Genomic DNA, 20,235 nt, shown 5'->3' with positions numbered 1-20,235 from the left:
ATGCCCGTGGTTTGAATTTTTTGAAACCTTTGGGTGCAAAAAATTAGTCGACAAAGAAGTTCACGGGTAAACCCGCTACCTCCATGCGCATCGAAAACACGCAGCCCGACAGGGGATAGGTCAGGAGCTCTGATGCACTGCGCTTGTGGCGCGCGCTGGTAATGTACAAGGTTTGCAAATCGGCGCCGCCAAAACACGGCATGGTGGGGCAGCGCACCGGCGTCGAGAATTCGGCCAGCAGGGTGCCACCGGGTGAAAACTTGCAGACGCGGCGTCCTTCGTACATGGCGACGTAGTAGTTGCCCTGCACGTCCACCGCTGCGCCATCCGGACGGCCCCGGTAGGGGGCGAGCCCGTCGGCGGGCTTGGGCTCAAACTGTTGAAAAATGCGCTGCGCGCCCAGGGTGTTGGTTTGCACGTCAAAGTCCCAGGCGTACACCACGTGGCGGGCTGTATCGGCCCAATACAGGGTGCGCCCGTCGGGGCTCCATGCCAGACCGTTGGCCGTGGTGGCCTGGTCGGCCTTGCGTTCGATCAGCGGCGTGCGGCCATGACGGCAATCCAGCGAATACAGTGCCGCATTGTGGGCCAGTTTGGTTTCGTCCAGGGTGCCGATCCAGAAGCGCCCCACGGCGTCGCACTTGCCATCATTGGCGCGCATGTGCGTTGGGTCGTAATCCAGTTGGGCAATGCGTTGCAGCGGCCCCTGCCACCCGGGTGTCCGAAACACGCCGTGGCGCATGGCAATCACAAGTCCACCGCCGGCCGCAGGGGCTATGCAGCCGGGCTCTTCGGGCATGTCCCAGGTGTCGACGGAGGTGGCCCCTGCTTGGGTACGAAGAATCTGCCGGCCCGCAATATCCACCCAGTACAGTCTTTGCTCCTGCGGGTGCCAGAACGGTGACTCACCCAGCGCGCAGGGTTGGGTGGTGACGCTTTGCCACGCCAAACAGTCCTCGCTCATTCAGACTTTTCCACATGGATGCTCATTTCTGCCGACATGGATTCGCCAGGCTGCAACACCCTCACGCCCAGTGCATCGGCACTGGCGCTGCCGGCCCCCATCAGGTTGATCGCATTGTTGACATGGCTGACCGGCTCCATCGTGATGCAGTCGCTGCCGGCATGGGTGAACACCACCAGCCGCTGCAGGCTGGAGGTGACGCGGGTGCTCAGTTGGGCATCGCGCAGACTCGCTGCACCAGCCCAGCCATCAAAACAATGGTCGACGTCGAGTGCTGCGCAATCGGCATCCAGGCCTTGCACTGCTACGCGGTGTGTCGGCAGCTTATCGGCATTCATTTCCCAGCGGCCGCTGGCTTCAAAGGCGATATGGCTGTGGGGCCGTTTGACGAAGCAGGGATGCCAGCCCAGTCCGACCGGTGTCGCCACAGCGGACTGGTTGGTGATGCTCAGCGTCAGTTCCAGTTCATTGGCCCTCAGACGGAAGGCCTGCGAGGTATCGAATGCGAAGGGCCAAGTGTCGTCCGGCTTGTGTTCATAGGCGAGAAGGGCAAATTGAGGGTCCGCTTCCAGAACCGTCCACGGTCGCAGCCAGCCTACGCCGTGAATGGCATGGGGTTCGTCGGCGGTGGTGCGTACCAGCGGGTGGCTGGTGCCTGCCCATTTGAGGGTGGCGTGGCCCATCCGGTTTGAAAAAGGAACCAGCGGGTAGCTTCCCGCTTGTCGCACTGTGGTCAGGAGCCCGGCGGCTGTGGAGCGAAGCACCGGGATGTCGCCCAGCCACAAGCCGGCAATGGAGCCACCCAGGGCAGGGGCAATCTCACATCGAAAAGTATTGCACGATAGTTGGATAGCGGATGTCATGGTTTGGCGGCCTCCTTGACGCCATTGTGCACCCACCGTGAGGCGTAAAAAAGCCCACCGGAGCCTGAGGCTCGGGTGGGCAAAGTCCCTGGAGTAATTCGTGCTTAACGGTTGTAAGCAGTTTCGCCGTGTGACGTGATGTCAAGGCCTTCGCGTTCGTCTTCTTCGCTCACACGCAGCCCGATGGTCAGGTCAACGATCTTGAAAGCAAGGAAGGACACGACGCCGGACCAGATCACGGTGGTCAGCACCGCCTTGGCTTGCACCAGCACTTGCGCACCAATGGAGAAGTCGGCACCGGTCACCATGGTTGCTGTGACCCAGTCGGCCACATAGCCTGGGCCGCCCAGGGCTGGCGAGTTGAACACGCCGGTCAGCAGTGCGCCGACGATACCGCCGATGCCGTGCACGCCAAACACATCCAGCGAGTCATCAGCGCCCAGCAATTTCTTCAGACCGTTCACGCCCCACAAGCAGGCAAAACCGGCGATGGCGCCAATGGCAAGAGCACCACCGATGCCCACATTGCCGGCTGCTGGCGTGATGGCCACCAGGCCTGCAACGGCACCCGAGGCGGCACCCAGCATGGAGGCTTTGCCACGCATCAGTGCTTCACCCACGCACCATGCCAGTACGGCAGCAGCCGTTGCACCAAAGGTGTTGATGAAGGCCAGCGCAGCGAAGCCATTGGCTTCCAGCGCCGAGCCGGCATTGAAACCGAACCAGCCCACCCACAGCAGGGATGCGCCGACCATGGTCAATGTCAGGCTGTGCGGTGCCATGGCTTCCTTGCCGTAGCCGATGCGCTTGCCAACCATGTAGGCGCCAACCAGGCCCGCCACAGCGGCATTGATGTGCACCACAGTGCCGCCAGCAAAGTCCAGCGCGCCGGTCTGCCACAGATAACCCGCCTTGGCGTTCATGGCGTCAACCACTTCCTTGGTGCCGTAAGCGTCTGGACCCATCCAGAACCACACCATGTGGGCGATAGGCGCATAGCTGAAAGTGAACCACAGCACCATGAACATCAGCACCGCGGAGAATTTCATGCGTTCGGCAAAGGCGCCGACGATCAGTGCGCAAGTGATGCCGGCGAATGTGGCCTGGAAGGCGGCAAACACGATTTCGGGAATGACCACGCCCTTGCTGAAGGTCGCCGCGTTGGCAAAGGTGCCCGCTGCGTTGTCCCAGATGTCTTTCATGAACAGCCGGTCAAAGCCGCCAATGAAGGCGTTGCCCTCGGTGAACGCCAGGCTGTAGCCATAGATGAACCACAGCACCACGATCATCGAGAACGTCACCATCACCTGCATCAGGACCGACAGCATGTTCTTGGAGCGAACCAGGCCGCCATAGAACAGTGCCAGGCCCGGCACGGTCATGAGGATCACCAGCAGGGTGGAGACCATCATCCAGGCCGTGTCGCCCTTGTTGGGGACCGGTGCGGGCGCTGCCGCAGCGGTTGTGGCCGGTGCCGCAGGGGCTGCTGAGGCTGCAGCAGGTGCGGCGGGAGCCGCCGCCGCAGGAGCTGCTTCAGCGGGCTTGGCTTCGACCGTTGTGGCAGCAACGGGCGTCGCCGCCGGAGCTTGTGCCAGTGCGGCAGCGCCGCCTGCCAAAAGACTTAAACCGAGCGTAAGAGAGGCTAATAGTTTTTTCATGTCAGTGTTCTCATGTCTGTTGTACGAGGCCTTACAGCGCTTCTTTGCCGGTTTCGCCGGTGCGGATGCGTACGACTTGTTCAAGGTTATAGACAAAAATCTTGCCGTCGCCGATTTTGCCGGTGCGTGCTGCGGCCTCAACCGCTTCAATGACACGGTCAACCAGCTCATCGGCAATGGCGGCCTCGATCTTGACTTTGGGCAAAAAGTCGACGACGTACTCTGCGCCGCGGTACAGCTCGGTGTGACCCTTTTGGCGTCCAAAACCTTTGACTTCGGTCACGGTAATGCCCTGCACACCGATGGCGGAAAGCGCTTCACGCACCTCGTCCAGCTTGAAGGGTTTGATGATGGCGGTTACGAGTTTCATGGGTTCTCCTCAAATTGAAGCGGTGATCAGAAGCTGTACTTCAAACCGACAACCACGGTGCTTTTGCCCAGGTTGTCACGGGGTGCAACCTTGTAGAAGGCGTCTTTGGCGTCGGTGCCAATCGCGGCCACAGAGGCGCTCAGGCCGTTGCCGAAGTCCTTGGTCAGCGTCAGCGAATAGTCTGTGTAATCACCGGCGTTGTTGGCAACATTCGGGATGGTCTGGCGGCCCACGTGTGGTGTCAGCGCAAAGCCATTGCCCAGGTCAAAGGTGGCGGCCAATTCAAAGTAGGCGCTGCCCGCACTGCTGTTGTTGGCGATGAAGTTGCTGGTGGCCTGGCTGTATTTCGCGGTCACGGGGCCGTAGGTCAGGGCGCCATAGACTTCGGTCGTGTTGGCGTTCGTTGTCACGCGTGATGCGGTGTTGCCTGGATACTGGTACATGATGACGCCGACGTCGAAAGACAGGTCCTTGGTTATGGAACCTTTGTAGCCGCCGTACAGGTCGATTTCCAATCCGCCATCGGCCGGGGTACCTACATAGTCCTTGATCCAGCTGATATTGGAACCCCAGACGCCGGCATAGAAGCCGCTCTTGTGGGCAAAGTCGACGCCAGCTTGGACCGCAGGGTCGAATGAGGTCTGCGCAATGCCGCGGAAGCGGTACTCACTGACAACGCCTACGTTATAGGACAGCGTGTAGTCAGGCTCTGGTGCCTTGGTTTGTGCAAACGTGGCGGTGCTGGCAAGCAGGACTGTCAGAGCAAGTGAGGATTTCGATTTTAGGTTCATGAAGTTCTCCAACGGGGTTAAGGAATACAGGTCATACGCATAGACCGTGCCAGCCCGTACTCCAAATGTTGCCTCGCCCCTGTACTTTGCCGTATCGAGATTGCGGTAAGATAGCTGTATAAAAATACAGCTTGCACCGGCGTGGTGCATTTAAGACGGCGTGGGGATGTTTCTCCCGCACCCTTTTGGAGAGGAATCCTTATGAGTCTGTCTTTGGTGCAGAGCCGCGCGTTGATTGGCCTGGGTGCGGCGGCCGTCGCGGTGGAAGTCCATCTGGCCAATGGCTTGCCCAGCTTCACGCTGGTCGGTTTGGCCGATGTGGAGGTCAAGGAAGCTCGCGAACGGGTGCGCTCGGCCATCCAGAATTCCGGGCTGGAATTCCCTGGCAATAAGCGGATTACAGTGAATCTCGCCCCGGCTGACCTGCCCAAGGACTCCGGGCGCTTCGATTTGCCGATTGCGCTGGGCATCCTGGCGGCCAGTGGTCAAATTGATGCGGCCCGGCTGGCGGGCCATGAGTTTGCGGGGGAGTTATCCCTCTCCGGTGAACTGCGCCCGGTGCGTGGTGCACTGGCCATGAGCCTGGCCTTGCATGCGGGTCAGGTCGTGACTCGCTTGGTATTGCCCCCCGATAGTGCAGAAGAGGCCGCTTTGGTGCCTGATGCCCAGGTGTACCGCGCCCGTCATTTGCTGGACGTGGTCCAGCATTTTTTACCGCAAGGGGCCGATGCGCCGCCGCCGGAACCCGTCTCCGGGTGGTCTCGCGTCACCACAATGCCCCAGTCAAGTGCAATGCAGTACCCCGATCTGGCCGATGTGAAGGGCCAATTGGGTGCCAAACGTGCACTGGAAATTGCCGCTGCGGGCGGGCACAGCCTGTTGCTGATGGGGCCACCGGGCTCCGGCAAGTCGATGCTGGCGCAGCGTTTTGCGGGCCTGTTGCCCGCCATGACGACCGACGAAGCACTGCAAACTGCGGCGGTGGCTTCCTTGTGCGGGCGCTTTGCGTTGGGACGCTGGGCGCAGCGGCCTACCTGCAGTCCGCATCACACGGCCAGCGCCGTCGCTTTGGTGGGTGGGGGCTCACCTCCGCGCCCCGGAGAAATTTCGCTGGCGCACCATGGGGTCTTGTTCCTGGACGAAATGCCCGAGTTTCCCCGCGCGGCCCTCGAGGCCCTGCGCGAGCCGCTGGAATCGGGCACCATCACGATTTCGCGCGCGGCCAGGCGGGCCGAGTTTCCAGCACGCTTTCAGCTGATTGGCGCCATGAATCCATGCCCCTGCGGCTATCTGGGATCTGCCCAAAAGTCCTGTCGTTGCACCCCTGACCAGGTGGCGCGTTACCAGGGCAAGCTCAGCGGCCCCCTGATCGACCGGATTGATCTGCATGTTGAAGTGCCCGCGCTGCTGCCTGCTGATTTGATGCAGGCCAGTCCGGGAGAATCTACGGCACTGATCCGCGAGCGTTGCACGCTTGCCCGGGAGCGCGCCTTTGCGCGGCAGGGCAAGTCGAATCAGGCCCTGCAGGGTCGGGAAATCGATACCCACTTATTGCTCGACGATGCGGCCATCAAGTTTTTGAACATTGCTGCGGCCCGTTTGGGCTGGTCAGCCCGAAGCACCCATCGCGCCCTGAAGGTGGCCCGCACCATTGCCGATCTGGCAGGTGCCCGCAACACCCAGGTTACGCATGTGGCAGAAGCCATGCAATACCGCCGCTCACTTGCAAAGGCGGGTGGGGCGTGATTTCTGGGCTGACGGCAGCAACCCTTTGAACATGCCGGTGATGGCATGCACGCGCGTGCGGGCAATGGATTCGCCAAGCCGGCTGGCCAGCAAGGTCATCACGTCACTGCGCAGATACCAAAGTGCCTGGATGTCCGGCGCATAAAGCACGCGCCCCCAGACTCTTGCGATGTCCTCGCTCTCTCCCAAATCCGCGCAGCAGTCCAGCATCGCCTGACGAATATCCTTGATTCGGCCTTCAGTCTTCAAATCCGGTGCGGACTCTCCAAACAGGCTCATCAGGCTGGATGCAAACTTTGACTTTTTCCAACTCATGTATTCAAGGGCTCAAGGATTGTGGGTCTGCGAATTCCCTGCAACCCGAAGCGCCGGGTAGGGCTGGAAAATGGAGGTGACTTCCGCGTGGCAAAGCTCTAGCGCTAAGGATTTCACCATTAAAGCGAAGGTTATTCCGTAATATTTGGTGTTAACTTGTAACAGTGCCTGCTCCGTCGATCTGCGTGCTCTTAAATCAATAGCTGATTGCGTAGATTGGACGAGGGGTGAAGACTGAATTTGCTGTCGAGGTTTGACATAATCCCGTCATGAAAAGTTCTGCTCATTACGATCGGCGTCTCGTTGGCTGGTTGTCGCTTGCACAGCTGATCGGCTGGGGCAGTATTTTTTACACCTTCTCGCTGATCATGGAGCCCGTGGAACGCGAACTGGGTTTGAGTCGCGCCGAGTCCTCACTGGCTTTCAGCATCGCCTTGCTGGTCGAGGGTTTGTTGGCGTATCCGGTTGGCCGCTTGATTGATCGGGGGTATGAGCGCATCGTCATGACCACGGGCTCGGTACTTGCCGGTGTTTGCCTGGCCATGCAGGGTACGGTCAGTGGCGCGGCCGGTTTCTATCTGGCTTGGGCCGGGCTGGGTGCGGCCATGGCTGGCGTGTTGTACTCGCCAGCGTTTGCGGTGGTCACCCGCCGGTTTCCCGGCGATTTTCGCCGCGCCATCATCACGATGACATTTCTTGGCGGCTTGGCCAGCACAGTGTTCATCCCGCTGACGGCTGCTGCCATTGAGGCCTGGGGCTGGCGCCAGGCGCTGATGGGTCTGGGTGTGCTGCATCTGCTGGTGTGTGCGCCCTTGCACGCCATCACCTTGCGCAGGGCGCCGCGAGCCCCGGCCACACCTAAGCCATCGGGCGGCAGGATCGTCCCTCAAGGGGTGTTCGGCATTATTCGGGGTGCTCCGTTTTTGCTGATCGGGTTGTTCGTGATGCTGATGACAGCCGTGTCGGTCGCTTTGCCGGCACATATGGTGAGCCTGCTGCGCGAACATGGAATGAGTGAGCGTTGGGTGATTGCCATCCCGGCCAGTATTGGCGTGATTCAGGTGTTTGGACGCTTGCTGCTGTTTTTCTTTGAGCATCACTTTGATTTGCACCTGGCCAATCGTCTGATTCCCGGCCTTATTCCGATTGGACTGGTCGCATTGCTGGCAGCCCCGCTGCTTGTTGACGGCCAGATGTGGGCCGTACTGCTGTTTGTCCTGATGTTTGGCATGGGCAACGGTATGCTGACCATTGTCAAGGGCACGGCGATGGCACAGTATGTCAATCGCGATCACGTCGCAACCCTCAATGGCGTGATGGGCTTGCCGCTGGCTTTGGCCAGGGCGGCAGCACCGCTTGCCCTCGGACTGATGTGGACAGCTCAATCGGGCTACACCTACGGCTTGTGGATGTTGCTGGCCTTCAGCCTGGTGGGTGTGGGTGCGCTGATGCTGGCGCAGCGGGTTTCCCCGGCCCGTCACGGCTAGGGGCCCGGCGCGCCATCAACGGCTGGCTGGTTGCAGGCTCGTGCCTTCGACAATCACCTTGGCGCCCACCGTTGGGGCGGTGGCTTGCTCCAGGGTGCGTGTGCTGCCGTCTTCCATGTGTACCTGTACCTGAAACACGGTTTCCTTTTTCATCTTCTTCTCGACGGCATTGCCCGCAACCCCACCGCCTACGGCGCCCAGGATCGTGGCCAGGGTTTTGCCTGTGCCGCCACCGACCTGATTGCCCACCACCGCGCCAAGTACACCGCCGGCCACAACCCCCACGCCACTGCCAGCACCGTCGCGCTGGATGGGTGTGACGGACTCAATCGTGCCGCAGTTGCCGCAAATGGCCTTGGGCACGCTTGCCATGGTTTGGTGCCCTGCAACGGACGTGTCAGAAGACGTGGGTGCGGCAACTGGCGTCTGTGATGAACTGGTTGAGGAACCGGTTGTGGCATGGGCAGTTTGGGCGACCGACCTGGCTGCGACGGGCGAATGATTCGCCGAGCCGGCAGGCTTTTTTGATACCTCCGTCTTGACGCTCTGGACGGACATGGCCGGGGCTGACGCTGAAGCAGGTCCTGCCGGCAGGTTGGCGGCCGCAGTCGGTGCCGTTGCGGGCAGTACCGCCAAGTGGGGCTCGCCAGGCGGGGTCTGGATGTAAATCAGTGTTGCACCCATGGCCAAAACGGCGACCGAGAGTACCCCCACAGCGGCCCACAGGCCCTTGGTGGCGGATGTTCCGGTTGGTGAGGTTTGAAGAGTGGCGCTCATCGTGTTTTCCTTGGTAAAGACCCGAAACGGGTGCGGACACATCGCAGTTCTTGCTCATCTGCCAGCAAGTAACGTTCGACAGCGCCAAAGGTAAACCAGACATGGCATGCCAGCATGTCTGGTTTGTAACGATGCGTAAAGCGCCGGGGTCGACGCCATCAGCCAGCCTACAGGTTCGGGGCTAACAGACGCTGCAGTGTGCGCTCGTCCATGCGCCGGCGAGTGGCCAGGTCCTTCAGCTGGTCATCACCAATCTTGCCCACGTTGAAATACACGCTGTCCGGGTGCCCGATATAGAAGCCGCTCACGCTCGCTGCCGGCGTCATGGCCAAACTCTCGGTCAAACCCATTCCGATGTCTTCGCATTGCAGCAAGTCAAACAGGTCTTTCTTCACGCTGTGGTCAGGGCAAGCCGGATAGCCGGGTGCCGGGCGAATGCCTTTGTACTTTTCTGCAATCAGCTCATCAGGGCCCAGCGCCTCCTGTGCGGCGTAGCCCCACAGATCGGTACGCACGCGGTGGTGCAGGTACTCGGCAAACGCCTCTGCCAGTCGGTCGGCCAATGACTTGAGCATGATGGACGAGTAGTCGTCGTGAGCCTCTGCAAAGAGTTTTTCCCGTTTGTCCACGCCGATGCCTGCGGTAACGGCGAATACGCCAGCGTAGTCCGCAATGCCCGTCGGCTTGCCAGCGGCATCGAACTTGGGCGCGACAAAATCGGCCAGGCAGCGGCTGGGCCGCATGACGCCATCGATGACCTGCTTCTCGGTTTGCTGGCGCAGGCCATACCAGGTCATGGCGACCTCGGTGCGGGTTTCGTCGGTGTAAAACTCGATGTCGTCGTCATTGACCGAGTTGGCCGGGTACAGACCCATCACCGCGTTGGCCGTCAGCCAGCGGCCCTCCATCAGGCGCTTGAGCATGCTCTGGGCGTCGGCATAAACGCGCGTCGCTTCGGTGCCGACGACCTCGTCCTTGAGGATGGCGGGGAAGGGTCCGGCCAGATCCCAGGTCTGGAAGAATGGCCCCCAGTCGATGAAGCGGGCCAGCTCGCCCAGATCAAAATTCTTGAAGACCCGACGGCCCAGAAATTTAGGTCGTGTGGGGGTGTAGTGCGCCCAGTCAACCGGCGTTTTGTTGGTGCGGGCCTTGGCCAGCGGCCACATGGGCGTTTGCTTCTTGTTGGCGTGTTGATGCCGCACCCGATCGTAGTCCGCGTTGAGTTCGTCCAGGTACTGCCCCACTTGTTCGCCCAGCAGGCTCTGGGCCACGCTCACACTGCGTGAGGCATCGGGTACATAGACCACAGGGCCTTCGTAGTGCGGCGAGATCTTGACGGCGGTGTGTACGCGACTGGTGGTGGCTCCGCCGATGAGCAGGGGGATTTTCTTGACGCGGAAGTAATCGTCCTTCTGCATTTCGCCAGCCACATACTGCATCTCCTCCAGGCTGGGTGTGATCAGGCCCGACAAGCCGATGATGTCGGCCTCCTCGAGCTTGGCGCGGGCCAGGATTTCGTGGCAGGGCACCATCACACCCATGTTGACCACGTCAAAGTTGTTGCACTGCAAGACCACGGTGACGATGTTCTTGCCAATGTCATGCACGTCGCCCTTGACTGTGGCAATCACGATTTTGCCTTTGGCTTTCGCTTCGCCGCCGGCTTCCACCATCGCGGCCTTCTCGGCCTCGATGTAGGGCAGCAGATGCGCCACGGCGCTCTTCATCACGCGCGCACTCTTCACCACCTGGGGCAGGAACATCTTGCCCTGGCCAAACAGGTCGCCGACCACGTTCATGCCGTCCATCAGCGGGCCTTCGATGACGTGCAGCGGACGGCCGCCCCTGGCCAGAATTTCGCGGTAGGCTTCTTCGGTATCCTGGGTAATGAAGTCGGTGATGCCGTGCACCAGCGCATGGCTCAGACGCGCGCCCACCGATGCAGGGGCTTCGGACGTGCCGCGCCACTCCAGTTTCTTGCTCTCGTCCTTGGCGCCGCTTTTTGCGGTTTCGGCGATCTCCACCAGGCGCTCGCCCGCATCGGGACGGCGGTTGAGCACCACGTCTTCCACGCGCTCGCGCAGCACCGGCTCCAGATCGTCGTACACACCGACCATGCCGGCATTGACAATGCCCATGTCCATGCCCGCCTGGATGGCGTGGTACAGAAACACAGTGTGGATGGCCTCGCGTACCGGGTCGTTGCCGCGAAAGCTGAATGAGACGTTGGATACGCCACCGCTCACCTTGGCGCCGGGCAGGTGTTGCTTAATCCAGCGCGTGGCTTCGATGAAGTCCACCGCGTAGTTGTTGTGCTCCTCAATGCCGGTGGCAATGGCAAAGATGTTGGGGTCGAAGATGATGTCTTCGGCCGGAAAGTCCACCTCGTCCACCAGAATGCGGTAGGCGCGCTCGCAGATTTCGATCTTGCGCTGGTAGGTGTCGGCCTGTCCTTTTTCGTCAAAAGCCATCACCACGGCGGCGGCACCATAGCGGCGCAGCAGTTTGGCCTGGTGCTTGAACTGCTCCACGCCTTCCTTCATGCTGATCGAGTTGACGATGCCTTTGCCCTGTACACAACGCAGTCCCGCCTCAATGACGCTCCATTTGCTGGAGTCGATCATGATCGGTACGCGTGAAATATCGGGCTCGCTGGCAATCAGATTCAGGAAGCGCACCATGGCGGCCTGGCTGTCCAGCATGGCTTCATCCATGTTGATGTCGATGATCTGCGCACCGTTTTCCACCTGCTGGCGCGCTACGGCCAGCGCCTGTTCAAACTCGCCGTTCAAAATCATGCGGGCAAAGGCTTTGGAACCCGTCACATTGGTGCGCTCACCAATGTTGATGAACAGCGAACTGGCATCCACGGTGACCGGCTCCAGACCGGACAGCATCATGGGTGGTAAAGAACTAGAAAACATGGATCTCACCTGTAAAAACAGCAATCAGGTGAGCGTCGTTGGAACATCCAAGCCTGACGGGCAATAAGCTTCCCGCTGCAACGCTCCTTGGATACGGCAGATTTTAAAGCGTTTGCGGCCGATTCCTTCGACCTCTCGCCAAACCCCGAGCTAACGGGGCGGTCCTACGCGGCTTCTTTGTAAAAAAAACTGCGCTGCAGCGATCGTGCGGCCAGTGGCGAGACCGCCTGGCCGATGGCGGCGATGTGTTCGGGCGTGGTGCCGCAGCAACCACCCACGATATTGACCAGACCTTCTGCTGCAAACTCGCGCACCAGACGCGAGGTCACATCCGGGGTCTCGTCAAACCCGGTGTCCGACATCGGGTTGGGCAGACCTGCGTTGGGGTAGCAGCTGATGAAGGTGTCAGGCGCAACGCGGTTCAGTTCCTGGATGTAGGGGCGCATCAGGGCGGCACCCAGGGCGCAATTCAGCCCGATAGCCAGCGGCTGAGCGTGGCGCACGCTGTACCAGAAGGCGGTCACGGTCTGGCCACTCAAAATGCGCCCGGACGCGTCAGTCACTGTGCCGCTGATGATCAGGGGCAGGCGTTCGCCGGAGGCTTCGAAGTATTCATCGATGGCATACAGCGCCGCCTTGGCGTTCAGGGTGTCGAAAATCGTTTCCACCAGCAGCACATCACTGCCGCCTTCGACCAAAGCCTGGACTTGCTCGTAATAGGCGGCACGCAGCTCTTCAAAGCTGACGTTGCGCGCCCCCGGGTCATTGACGTCAGGGCTGATGCTGGCGGTCTTGGGCGTTGGCCCCACAGCACCGGCCACAAAGCGGGGTTTGTCAGGGGTGGAGTATTTATCGCAGGCGGCGCGTGCCAGCCTGGCCGATGCCAGGTTCATCTCGCGGGCGAGGTCGGCCATGTCGTAGTCGGCTTGTGCAACGGTGGTGGCGCCAAAAGTGTTGGTCTCGATCAGGTCCGCACCGGCGGCCAGATAACGCTCATGGATACTGGAGATGACGTCCGGGCGGGTGAGTGACAGCAGCTCATTGTTGCCTTTCACATCCTTGTGGAAATCCTTGAAGCGCTCACCCCTGTACTGCGCTTCGTCCAGCTTGAAGCGCTGAATCATGGTGCCCATGGCCCCGTCCAGAATGGCAATGCGGTTGGCCAGAATTTCCGGCAGGGCTTGGGCGCGGGTGTAATGGATGGGTTTCATAATTAGTCGATTGTAGGGAGCCGGGCCTTGGTGTTCCTGCGACAGGGACATTGAGCCGGAACGCCCGCAGCCAATTTCCCCGGACAATAGGGGGTATGAAAAATCTTCTCCCCAAAGAGACCTGGGCCCTGATCCAGCAGCAGCCCGACGCCCTGTTTGTAGACGTGCGCATGGAAATCGAGTCCCTGTACGTAGGGCGCCCACCGGGTGTTCACACCATTGCCTGGTACGAATACCCCGATTTACACCCCGATCCAGCCGGTTTTGTGGCAGCGGTCGAGCGTGAAGCGGGGGACAAGGCGCGCACGGTCATCCTGATTTGTCGCAGCGGCAAGCGCACTGTTGATGCCGGGCGAGCTCTGGAGGCCGCAGGTTTTACCGACGTTGTCAACGTGATCCATGGTTTTGAAGGCGAACTTGACGACCACTTTCACCGCTCCACCCTGAATGGCTGGCGTTTTGACGGTTTGCCCTGGGAGCAGATGTAGATTGGGTGCATCTTCGACCCTGCCGGCTTGTCACGCCATTCTGCGGGAGGTCTTTGGCTACGGCGATTTCCGCGGTCCGCAACAGGCCATCATTGAACATGTGGTGGAGGGCTGCGATGCCCTGGTGCTGATGCCCACCGGCGGCGGAAAATCCCTTTGTTACCAGATCCCCGCCATTGCCCGCCAGCAAGCTGGCCATGGCATCACCGTGGTGATTTCCCCGCTGATCGCCCTGATGCACGATCAGGTGGGCGCCCTGCACGAGGCGGGGGTGAGCGCAGCGTTTCTCAATTCCACCTTGAGCGGCGAGGAAGCCACACAAGTTGAAAAACGATTGATGCGTGGTGACATCACGCTGCTGTACGCTGCGCCCGAACGCGTGACGACGCCGCGGTTTTTAGCGCAGCTGGATTTTCTGCATGAGCGCGGGCAGTTGAGCCTGTTTGCCATTGACGAGGCCCACTGCGTGAGCCAGTGGGGCCATGATTTTCGGCCCGAGTACCGCGCACTCACCGTGCTGCATGAGCGCTATGGCAGCGTGCCGCGCATTGCGCTCACCGCCACCGCTGACGCGCTCACGCGGGAAGACATTCTGGAACGGCTGCAGCTGCAGGAGGCGCGTCAGTTTGTCAGCAGTTTTGATCGCCCCAATATCAGCTACACCATTGTTGAGAAAAAGGATGCCACGCAACAGCTGCTGCGTTTCATTTCGCGTGAACACATGGGCGACGCGGGCATTGTCTACTGCCAGTCCCGAAAGCGTGTGGAAGATATTGCCAATGTGCTGTGCGATGAGGGCATTGCCGCATTGCCGTACCACGCCGGGCTCGATGCCAAGGTTCGCCAGGCCAATCAGGATCAGTTTCTGCGCAGTGAAGGTGTGGTGATGGTTGCCACCATTGCCTTTGGCATGGGCATCGACAAGCCGGATGTGCGCTTTGTCGCGCATCTCGACATGCCCAAGAATATTGAAGGCTATTACCAGGAAACCGGCCGTGCCGGGCGCGATGGCGAGGCCGCCGATGCCTGGATGTGCTACGGCCTGCAGGACGTGGTGAATCAGCGCCGCATGATCGATGAGAGCCCCGCCGGTGAAGAATTCAAGCAGGGCTTGCGGGGCAAGCTGGACGCCTTGCTGGGCCTGGCCGAGGCGACCGATTGCCGCCGCGTGCGCCTGCTGGCCTATTTTGGCGAGGCCAGCCAGCCCTGTGGCAATTGCGACAACTGCCTGAGTCCGCCTGAGGTGTGGGATGGCACCGAGGCCGCCCGCAAACTGCTCAGCACCATTTACCGCGTCCAGCAGATGGGGGGCATCAGCTACGGCGCAGGTCATATCATGGACATCCTGCGTGGCAAAAGCACAGAGAAGGTGGCGCAGCGTGGTCATGAAGCGCTAAGCACCTTTGGCATTGGCGCTGATTTGAGTGAAGTGCAGTTGCGCGGCGTGCTGCGCCAGCTTATCGCCATCGGTGCGGTCACGGTAGATGCCGAGGCTTTCAATACGCTGCAGCTGACCGATGCGTCGCGTGCCGTGCTCAAGGGCGAGGTGCCGGTTCAGTTGCGTGCGTCAGTCTCCAGTCCGGCCGAGCGCAAGGCCAGGCGCGGCAGTTCCGTTATCGGTGCCGCCGCCAAAGTGCCGGCCTCATTGGATACCGAAGGGCAGGACCGTTACATGGCCCTGAAAGCCTGGCGCGCCGAAGTAGCTCGTGAACACAATCTGCCCGCTTACGTGATTTTCCATGACGCCACACTGGCTGCGATTGCAGAACGTGCGCCGCAATCGCTGGGTGATTTACAGGGTATCAGCGGTATTGGTGCCAAGAAATTGGAAGCCTACGGTGACGAAGTTCTGCGCGTGGTCGGGGGTGCCTGAGCCCGCCAGGCGTTATCACCTGCCTGGCGGGCTATTTTCCCAGTATGGGGAATAGCTTGACCAAGCCATCGGACATCACTTCGACCGCGAGCGCGGCCAGAATCAAACCCATCAGGCGCGTCATCACGTTGATGCCGGTTTTACCCAAGCCGCGGGCAATCGGCTGCGCCAGCGAAAAACACAGCGCAGTGGCCAAGGCGATCACGACACCATAGCCAACCAGGGTGCCCAACTGCAAAATCGAGTTGGCCTTGTCGGCATAAATCACCACGGTGGACATGGTGGCCGGGCCGGTCAGCAAGGGAATGGTCAGCGGCACCACTGCAATGCTGGCACGGGCGGCGGCATCGTGCATCTCTTCTTCATTGGACTTGGCCTCCGCCGGCTGCGCGTTGAGCATGGCCAGCGCCGAGGTGAGCAGCAGCATTCCTCCGCCGACCTGAAAACTTGCCAGAGAGATGCCAAAGAACTTGAGAATGTGCAAGCCCATCAGGGCGCTGATGGCAATCACCACAAAGGCACTGAACGATGAAATCCAGATTGTGCGTCGACGCTGCTCCCGCGTGAAGTCCTGCGTGTAGTGAATGAAAAACGGCACGATCGCCAGTGGGTTGACGATGGCCAGCAGGGTGACGAGCGGTTTGAAGTCCATGGATGCTTTCTACGAGGCTGAAGTCGGCAGTTACACTTATGAAACAAAACGCTGAAACGATTGAGGAGACATTTGGTGCTTCAAAAATTCCGAATTCCTGGCGCATTTGCGCTGCTCATGGCGAGTCTAGTCCTCATCTTGTCGGGCTGTGCCGCCACCGGTCCGAAACATGCGGAAATGGAGCAGCAGCTGGCAACTGTGCCACCCGCCAAAGGCAGGATTTTCTTTTACCGGGAAAGCTCCATGTTGGGCGCTGCGATTCAGCCAAAAATTTATCTCAATGGCAGTCCTGTTGGTGAATCCAAGCCCGGGGGCTTTTTCTACGCGGACGTCGCAGGCGGCACGGTCGAGATCACAGCACAAACCGAGGCAAGCAGCACCATTTCATTTGAATTGCGCGAAGGCGAAGTCTGGTATGTGCGCTCCGCCATCACGATGGGTTTGATGGTCGGGCGTATTCAGTTCACGCTGGTGCATGGGCGGGAGGCTCGGCCAGCGATGGCGGGCCTGAGTTACACCGGACCTGCAGTCCCGGCAAATGGATCACCGGGCACAGGTCGACTGCCCATCATCCCCCCTTCGTCTGATTCAAAGGGCAAGGCACGATCCAATGAGGCGGCCCAGGACCTCACGCTGGATGACCTCGACGCGTTGTTACCGAAGGCTCAATAATCCATGAATTACCAGCAATTCGCGAAAGTTCGCCGGTCATCCGTGAAGCTCCTGGGGCTGTGCATCAGCACCCTGTTCAGCGGCATGGTGTGTGCGCAGAGCATGGAGCCGGACAAATTGTTTGCAAAGATATCACCCAGCATTTGGGTGGTTGCCACATATGACGGTGCTGAAAAGCGATTGGGGCAGGGAAGTGCCGTTGTGATCGGGCCGGGAACGCTGATTACGAATTGCCATGTTCTGGCCAAAGCCAAGGGCTTCGTGATCAAGCAGGACAATGTCCTGTTTGGCGCAAGTTTGGCCTACGCGGATGTGGAGCGCGATCTGTGCCAGATACAGGTCAAGAATTTCACGGCCCCCGCGGTTGAAATGGCGGCAACAGCCAACTTGCGTGTCGGGCAGAAGGTCTACGCCATTGGCAATCCACGCGGGCTGGAGATTACGTTCAGCGACGGGATGATTTCGGGTCTGCGCAAGGGCGAGGACGACAAGACGGTTGTGCGTGTGCAGACTACGGCGCCAATTTCTCCTGGCTCAAGCGGTGGTGGCCTGTTCGATGGACAAGGTCGTTTGGTGGGCATCACCACTTCCATGTTCAGGGATTCACAGAACCTTAATTTTGCAATCCCCGCAGATTGGCTCAGTGAAGTACCCGCCCGGGCCAAGGAAGCGTTGGCGAAGCGATCTGCTGGTGGAAACAGAGTCGCAGCGACGGGTCAGCCGGGGCCACGACAAGGCAACTATTTCCCTGGTCAGATGTGGACCTATTTGGTGGTGGATCGGACCACAAACCTGCGACAACCGGTTGAGCTTCGGGTCGACCGTATCGATGGTGACAGCATCGTTTTCAATGGAGGGCGCCGGGTAGAGAATCCCAGTGGACGCGTGGTACGCGCACAGGATCGATTGTTGTCCGAACTTGATGCGGTGAATGTCATTGGCGGCTGGATTCATGGTGAAAACGTGGCTGCACGATCTTGGTCAGTCGATGCAGCGATGGAGTCATATCGACTCGATCTCAAAGGAGTCTATTCTGGCGATTCGAAAATCACGACCCCGGCGGGTCAATTTGATGTCCAGGTCTTTCGTTTTTCGGGGTATCGCATCAGTCATCCACGAGCCCTGGCATCCACAGCCTATGAGGCCGTGGCCTGGTTCGCTCCATCGATCAATCGAATTGTGAAGTTCTCTGCGAGCAGTCCTGGGGCAAATATGAGCGGGATTGCCAGAATTGACGAAGAAGTGATTCTGGAGCGATACGACAGATAGACCCCAGGCGGGCTACCGCCCACCCGCCACATCCAGCAACGTCCCCGTCGTGTAGCTCGATGCATCAGACAGCAGCCACATGATCGCCTGGGCTACTTCCAGCGCACTGCCAGCGCGTTGCATGGGCACCAGGGGTGCCATCTGGCGCACCCGGTCGGGCTGGCCGCCGGATGCATGGATCTCGGTTTCAATGATTCCGGGTCGCACCGCATTCACCCGGATACCCTCCGTGGCCACTTCCCTGGCCAATCCGGCCGTGAAGGTGTCAATCGCCCCTTTGCTGGCGGCATAGTCGACGTACTGGCCTGCGCCACCCAGGCGTGCGGCCACGCTGGAAACATTGACGATGGCGCCACCCGATCCGCCATGGCGGGTGCTCATGCGCTGGATGGCTTCCCGTGCACACCAGAAGCTGCCCAGCACGTTGATGTCGAACATGCGCCGCAGCCGTTCCCCGCTCATCTCATCGACGCGCGCCGCCACATCCACCACGCCCGCGTTGTTGACCAGCGCGGCGAGCCGTCCCAGCTTGGCGTCGATCCTTTCAAACATGGCTATCACCTGCGCCTCCACGCCCACGTCGGCTTGCACGGTGATCGCGTTGCCGCCGGTCGCCCGGATTTGTCGCACCACCTCGTCGGCAGCCAGGGAGTTGGCGGTGTAGTTCACCGCCACGGCATAGCCTTTTTGTGCGGCCAGCAGGGCAGTGGCTGCGCCAATGCCGCGTGAGGCACCGGTGATCAAGAGAATGGGGTTCAAGGTGACTCCTGCGGGTTTGGAGGATTTGGGGTACAAACAAAGATTCGCGTCGTGCCATGTTAGCCGCAGCTTCAGAAAAATACCAAGAAGGAGATGAATTGAACAAGGTGGTGGATTACTACTTTGCCCCGCAAAGCCCGTGGGCCTATTTCGGACATGCCCGTTTGGCCGCCATCGCCAAGGCATCGCATGCGGTGATCCGCGTGCTGCCTGCGGATTTCGGCAAAGTCTTTGCGATGTCCGGTGGTCTGCCGCTGCCCAAGCGCGCGCCGCAGCGCCGAGCCTACCGTCTTCTTGAGTTGACCCGATTTCGCGATGCTTTGCACGTCCCTTTGGTTGTGCAGCCCCGCTATTTTCCGGTGAGCTCTGACGATGCGGGCAAACTGATCGTGGCGGTGGATCTGCACGACGGTGCCGAGGCTGCCATGCGTTTGAGTGGCGCGGTGTTTGCCGCCGTGTGGGTGCAGGAGCGCGACATTGCCAGCGCGCAGACGCTGGCTGAATTGCTGACCGAGTGCGGCTTGCCGGTCGAACGACTGGCGCAGTCGCGCGGCCAAGCGGTGCTGGACCGATATGAGGCCAACACCCAGGCCGCCATTGTGGCGGGCGTATTCGGTGCGCCCAGCTACTGCATTGATGGTGAAATATTCTGGGGGCAGGACCGGCTTGACTTCGTGGAGCGCGCGCTCCAGGCAGACTGAACACCTATACGAAAGGTACACAAATGGCTTCCTTCATTGAGTTGACCGCCGCTGACGGCTTCAAATTTCCCGCCTATGAGGCCCGACCAAGCGGGCCAGTCAAAGGGGCGGTGGTCGTGCTCCAGGAAATTTTTGGTGTCAACGCGCACATTCGCGCGATCGCTGAAGGCTTTGCGGCAGACGGTTATCTGGCGCTGGCGCCAGCGACCTTTCACCGGGTGAAAGCCCATGTCGAACTGGGCTACACCGCAGACGACATTGCGGCGGGTGTTACCTTGAAGGCGGCGGTGGAGGGGCTGCCAGCGCCTGGTGTGATGCCCGATATTCAGGCTGCAATTGACCATGCGTCCAGTTTTGGCAAGGTGGGCGTGGTGGGCTATTGCTGGGGTGGATTGCTGACGTGGCGCGCCGCTTCGCTGCTGTCAGGCATCAGTGCAGCGGTGCCCTATTACGGTGGTGGCATGACCAGTGCGACCGAGCTGGCCCGCAAGCCAAAGTGTCCTGTGCTGGTGCATTTTGGCGACAACGATCAGTCCATCCCCATGGATGGCGTCAAGGCATTCCAGCAGGCGCAAGCACAGTCAACGGTCGAGGTGAACATCTACGCGGCGGGTCATGGCTTCAATTGCGACCATCGTGGTGCCTATGAAGCTTCCGCGGCGGCATTGGCGCGTCAGCGCACCTTGTCCTTTTTTGCCAAGCATCTGGCCTGACG

19 protein-coding genes and 1 riboswitch are annotated in these 20,235 nt (G+C 60.2%); of the genes, 8 read left to right on the top strand and 11 right to left on the bottom strand.

The annotated features are described in order from the left end of the window. Nucleotides 1–43: 43 nt before the first annotated feature. The 5 genes from IV109_RS15090 to IV109_RS15070 all read right to left on the bottom strand — a co-directional run bounded on the left by IV109_RS15090 (nt 44) and on the right by IV109_RS15070 (nt 4,646). The gene (locus tag IV109_RS15090) at nt 44–964 is read right to left on the bottom strand and encodes an SMP-30/gluconolactonase/LRE family protein (protein ID WP_296698151.1); all 921 of its coding nucleotides are present in this window, start codon (nt 962–964) and stop codon (nt 44–46) included. After that, nucleotides 961–1,827, bottom strand: coding sequence for an aldose 1-epimerase (locus tag IV109_RS15085; protein WP_296698148.1), 867 nt, complete (start codon nt 1,825–1,827; stop codon nt 961–963). The genes IV109_RS15090 and IV109_RS15085 overlap by 4 nt, the downstream gene beginning before the upstream one ends. 104 nt (nt 1,828–1,931) lie before the next feature. Next, the gene (gene amt / locus IV109_RS15080; RefSeq protein WP_296698145.1) at nt 1,932–3,485 is read right to left on the bottom strand and encodes an ammonium transporter; all 1,554 of its coding nucleotides are present in this window, start codon (nt 3,483–3,485) and stop codon (nt 1,932–1,934) included. Between the two features lie 31 nt (nt 3,486–3,516). After that, entirely contained in the window at nt 3,517–3,855 is a 339-nt protein-coding gene (gene glnK, locus IV109_RS15075) for a P-II family nitrogen regulator (protein WP_296698142.1), read from the bottom strand. A gap of 26 nt (nt 3,856–3,881) precedes the next feature. After that, nucleotides 3,882–4,646, bottom strand: coding sequence for a TorF family putative porin (locus tag IV109_RS15070; RefSeq protein WP_296698139.1), 765 nt, complete (start codon nt 4,644–4,646; stop codon nt 3,882–3,884). A gap of 201 nt (nt 4,647–4,847) precedes the next feature. Here IV109_RS15070 and IV109_RS15065 point away from each other — a divergent pair, with 201 nt between their 5' ends. Then, entirely contained in the window at nt 4,848–6,392 is a 1,545-nt protein-coding gene (locus tag IV109_RS15065; RefSeq protein WP_296698136.1) for a YifB family Mg chelatase-like AAA ATPase, read from the top strand. Here IV109_RS15065 and IV109_RS15060 read toward each other — a convergent pair. After that, the gene (locus tag IV109_RS15060; protein WP_296698135.1) at nt 6,366–6,707 is read right to left on the bottom strand and encodes a hypothetical protein; all 342 of its coding nucleotides are present in this window, start codon (nt 6,705–6,707) and stop codon (nt 6,366–6,368) included. The genes IV109_RS15065 and IV109_RS15060 overlap by 27 nt on opposite strands. Nucleotides 6,708–6,976: 269 nt before the next feature. Between IV109_RS15060 and IV109_RS15055 the strand changes: the two genes are divergently transcribed. Continuing rightward, nucleotides 6,977–8,194: an MFS transporter gene (locus IV109_RS15055; RefSeq protein ID WP_296698133.1), complete on the top strand. Its 1,218-nt coding sequence runs from the start codon at nt 6,977–6,979 to the stop codon at nt 8,192–8,194. Between the two features lie 15 nt (nt 8,195–8,209). Here the strand turns inward: IV109_RS15055 and IV109_RS15050 are convergent, their stop codons facing one another. From IV109_RS15050 to IV109_RS15040, 3 genes are all read right to left on the bottom strand, one after another. Continuing rightward, on the bottom strand, nt 8,210–8,971 hold the full coding sequence (locus tag IV109_RS15050) for a glycine zipper 2TM domain-containing protein (protein ID WP_296698131.1): 762 nt from the start codon (nt 8,969–8,971) through the stop codon (nt 8,210–8,212). A gap of 167 nt (nt 8,972–9,138) precedes the next feature. Further along, complete coding sequence (gene metH, locus IV109_RS15045; RefSeq protein ID WP_296698128.1) at nt 9,139–11,895, bottom strand: methionine synthase; 2,757 nt, start codon at nt 11,893–11,895, stop codon at nt 9,139–9,141. Between the two features lie 23 nt (nt 11,896–11,918). Beyond that, a riboswitch (S-adenosyl-L-homocysteine riboswitch) is annotated at nt 11,919–11,990 on the bottom strand. Nucleotides 11,991–12,059: 69 nt separating this feature from the next. Further along, a complete protein-coding gene (locus IV109_RS15040; RefSeq protein ID WP_296698125.1) occupies nt 12,060–13,106 on the bottom strand; it encodes a homocysteine S-methyltransferase family protein in 1,047 nt (348 codons plus the stop codon). A gap of 95 nt (nt 13,107–13,201) precedes the next feature. On the opposite strand from IV109_RS15040, the gene IV109_RS15035 reads away from it, so the two are divergent. Together IV109_RS15035 and recQ are read left to right on the top strand one after the other, a co-directional pair. Beyond that, the gene (locus IV109_RS15035) at nt 13,202–13,594 is read left to right on the top strand and encodes a rhodanese-like domain-containing protein (RefSeq protein ID WP_296698122.1); all 393 of its coding nucleotides are present in this window, start codon (nt 13,202–13,204) and stop codon (nt 13,592–13,594) included. A gap of 1 nt (nt 13,595) precedes the next feature. Then, nucleotides 13,596–15,467 (top strand): DNA helicase RecQ, encoded by a 1,872-nt coding sequence (recQ, locus tag IV109_RS15030; protein WP_296698119.1) that lies wholly within the window; start codon nt 13,596–13,598, stop codon nt 15,465–15,467. 31 nt (nt 15,468–15,498) lie between these two features. Here the strand turns inward: recQ and IV109_RS15025 are convergent, their stop codons facing one another. After that, the gene (locus IV109_RS15025; protein ID WP_296698116.1) at nt 15,499–16,119 is read right to left on the bottom strand and encodes a MarC family protein; all 621 of its coding nucleotides are present in this window, start codon (nt 16,117–16,119) and stop codon (nt 15,499–15,501) included. Nucleotides 16,120–16,194: 75 nt separating this feature from the next. On the opposite strand from IV109_RS15025, the gene IV109_RS15020 reads away from it, so the two are divergent. Further along, a complete protein-coding gene (locus IV109_RS15020) occupies nt 16,195–16,791 on the top strand; it encodes a DUF2846 domain-containing protein (RefSeq protein WP_296698113.1) in 597 nt (198 codons plus the stop codon). A 3-nt stretch (nt 16,792–16,794) separates the two neighbouring features. Continuing rightward, a complete protein-coding gene (locus IV109_RS15015; protein ID WP_296698109.1) occupies nt 16,795–18,060 on the top strand; it encodes a serine protease in 1,266 nt (421 codons plus the stop codon). A gap of 12 nt (nt 18,061–18,072) precedes the next feature. Here the strand turns inward: IV109_RS15015 and IV109_RS15010 are convergent, their stop codons facing one another. Next, a complete protein-coding gene (locus IV109_RS15010; RefSeq protein WP_296698106.1) occupies nt 18,073–18,819 on the bottom strand; it encodes an SDR family oxidoreductase in 747 nt (248 codons plus the stop codon). A 98-nt stretch (nt 18,820–18,917) separates the two neighbouring features. On the opposite strand from IV109_RS15010, the gene IV109_RS15005 reads away from it, so the two are divergent. Both IV109_RS15005 and IV109_RS15000 read left to right on the top strand, forming a co-directional pair. Further along, a complete protein-coding gene (locus IV109_RS15005; protein ID WP_296698103.1) occupies nt 18,918–19,520 on the top strand; it encodes a 2-hydroxychromene-2-carboxylate isomerase in 603 nt (200 codons plus the stop codon). A gap of 23 nt (nt 19,521–19,543) precedes the next feature. Then, entirely contained in the window at nt 19,544–20,233 is a 690-nt protein-coding gene (locus IV109_RS15000; protein WP_296698101.1) for a dienelactone hydrolase family protein, read from the top strand. Nucleotides 20,234–20,235 lie beyond the last annotated feature (2 nt).

Source organism: Rhodoferax sp. (assembly GCF_018780565.1).
GTDB lineage: Bacteria > Pseudomonadota > Gammaproteobacteria > Burkholderiales > Burkholderiaceae_C > Rhodoferax.
This window is presented reverse-complemented; position numbering and strand designations above follow the sequence as displayed.

Excerpts from the sequence above, each read along its gene's own strand:
- amt (WP_296698145.1), bottom strand. The coding sequence starts at position 3,485 with ATGAAAAAACTATTAGCCTCTCTTACGCTCGGTTTAAGTCTTTTGGCA.
- IV109_RS15065 (WP_296698136.1), top strand. The coding sequence starts at position 4,848 with ATGAGTCTGTCTTTGGTGCAGAGCCGCGCGTTGATTGGCCTGGGTGCG.
- IV109_RS15090 (WP_296698151.1), bottom strand. The coding sequence starts at position 964 with ATGAGCGAGGACTGTTTGGCGTGGCAAAGCGTCACCACCCAACCCTGC.
- IV109_RS15040 (WP_296698125.1), bottom strand. The coding sequence starts at position 13,106 with ATGAAACCCATCCATTACACCCGCGCCCAAGCCCTGCCGGAAATTCTG.
- IV109_RS15025 (WP_296698116.1), bottom strand. The coding sequence starts at position 16,119 with ATGGACTTCAAACCGCTCGTCACCCTGCTGGCCATCGTCAACCCACTG.
- IV109_RS15000 (WP_296698101.1), top strand. The coding sequence starts at position 19,544 with ATGGCTTCCTTCATTGAGTTGACCGCCGCTGACGGCTTCAAATTTCCC.
- IV109_RS15085 (WP_296698148.1), bottom strand. The coding sequence starts at position 1,827 with ATGACATCCGCTATCCAACTATCGTGCAATACTTTTCGATGTGAGATT.
- IV109_RS15070 (WP_296698139.1), bottom strand. The coding sequence starts at position 4,646 with ATGAACCTAAAATCGAAATCCTCACTTGCTCTGACAGTCCTGCTTGCC.
- IV109_RS15015 (WP_296698109.1), top strand. The coding sequence starts at position 16,795 with ATGAATTACCAGCAATTCGCGAAAGTTCGCCGGTCATCCGTGAAGCTC.
- IV109_RS15050 (WP_296698131.1), bottom strand. The coding sequence starts at position 8,971 with ATGAGCGCCACTCTTCAAACCTCACCAACCGGAACATCCGCCACCAAG.
- IV109_RS15035 (WP_296698122.1), top strand. The coding sequence starts at position 13,202 with ATGAAAAATCTTCTCCCCAAAGAGACCTGGGCCCTGATCCAGCAGCAG.
- IV109_RS15055 (WP_296698133.1), top strand. The coding sequence starts at position 6,977 with ATGAAAAGTTCTGCTCATTACGATCGGCGTCTCGTTGGCTGGTTGTCG.
- IV109_RS15060 (WP_296698135.1), bottom strand. The coding sequence starts at position 6,707 with ATGAGTTGGAAAAAGTCAAAGTTTGCATCCAGCCTGATGAGCCTGTTT.
- metH (WP_296698128.1), bottom strand. The coding sequence starts at position 11,895 with ATGTTTTCTAGTTCTTTACCACCCATGATGCTGTCCGGTCTGGAGCCG.
- glnK (WP_296698142.1), bottom strand. The coding sequence starts at position 3,855 with ATGAAACTCGTAACCGCCATCATCAAACCCTTCAAGCTGGACGAGGTG.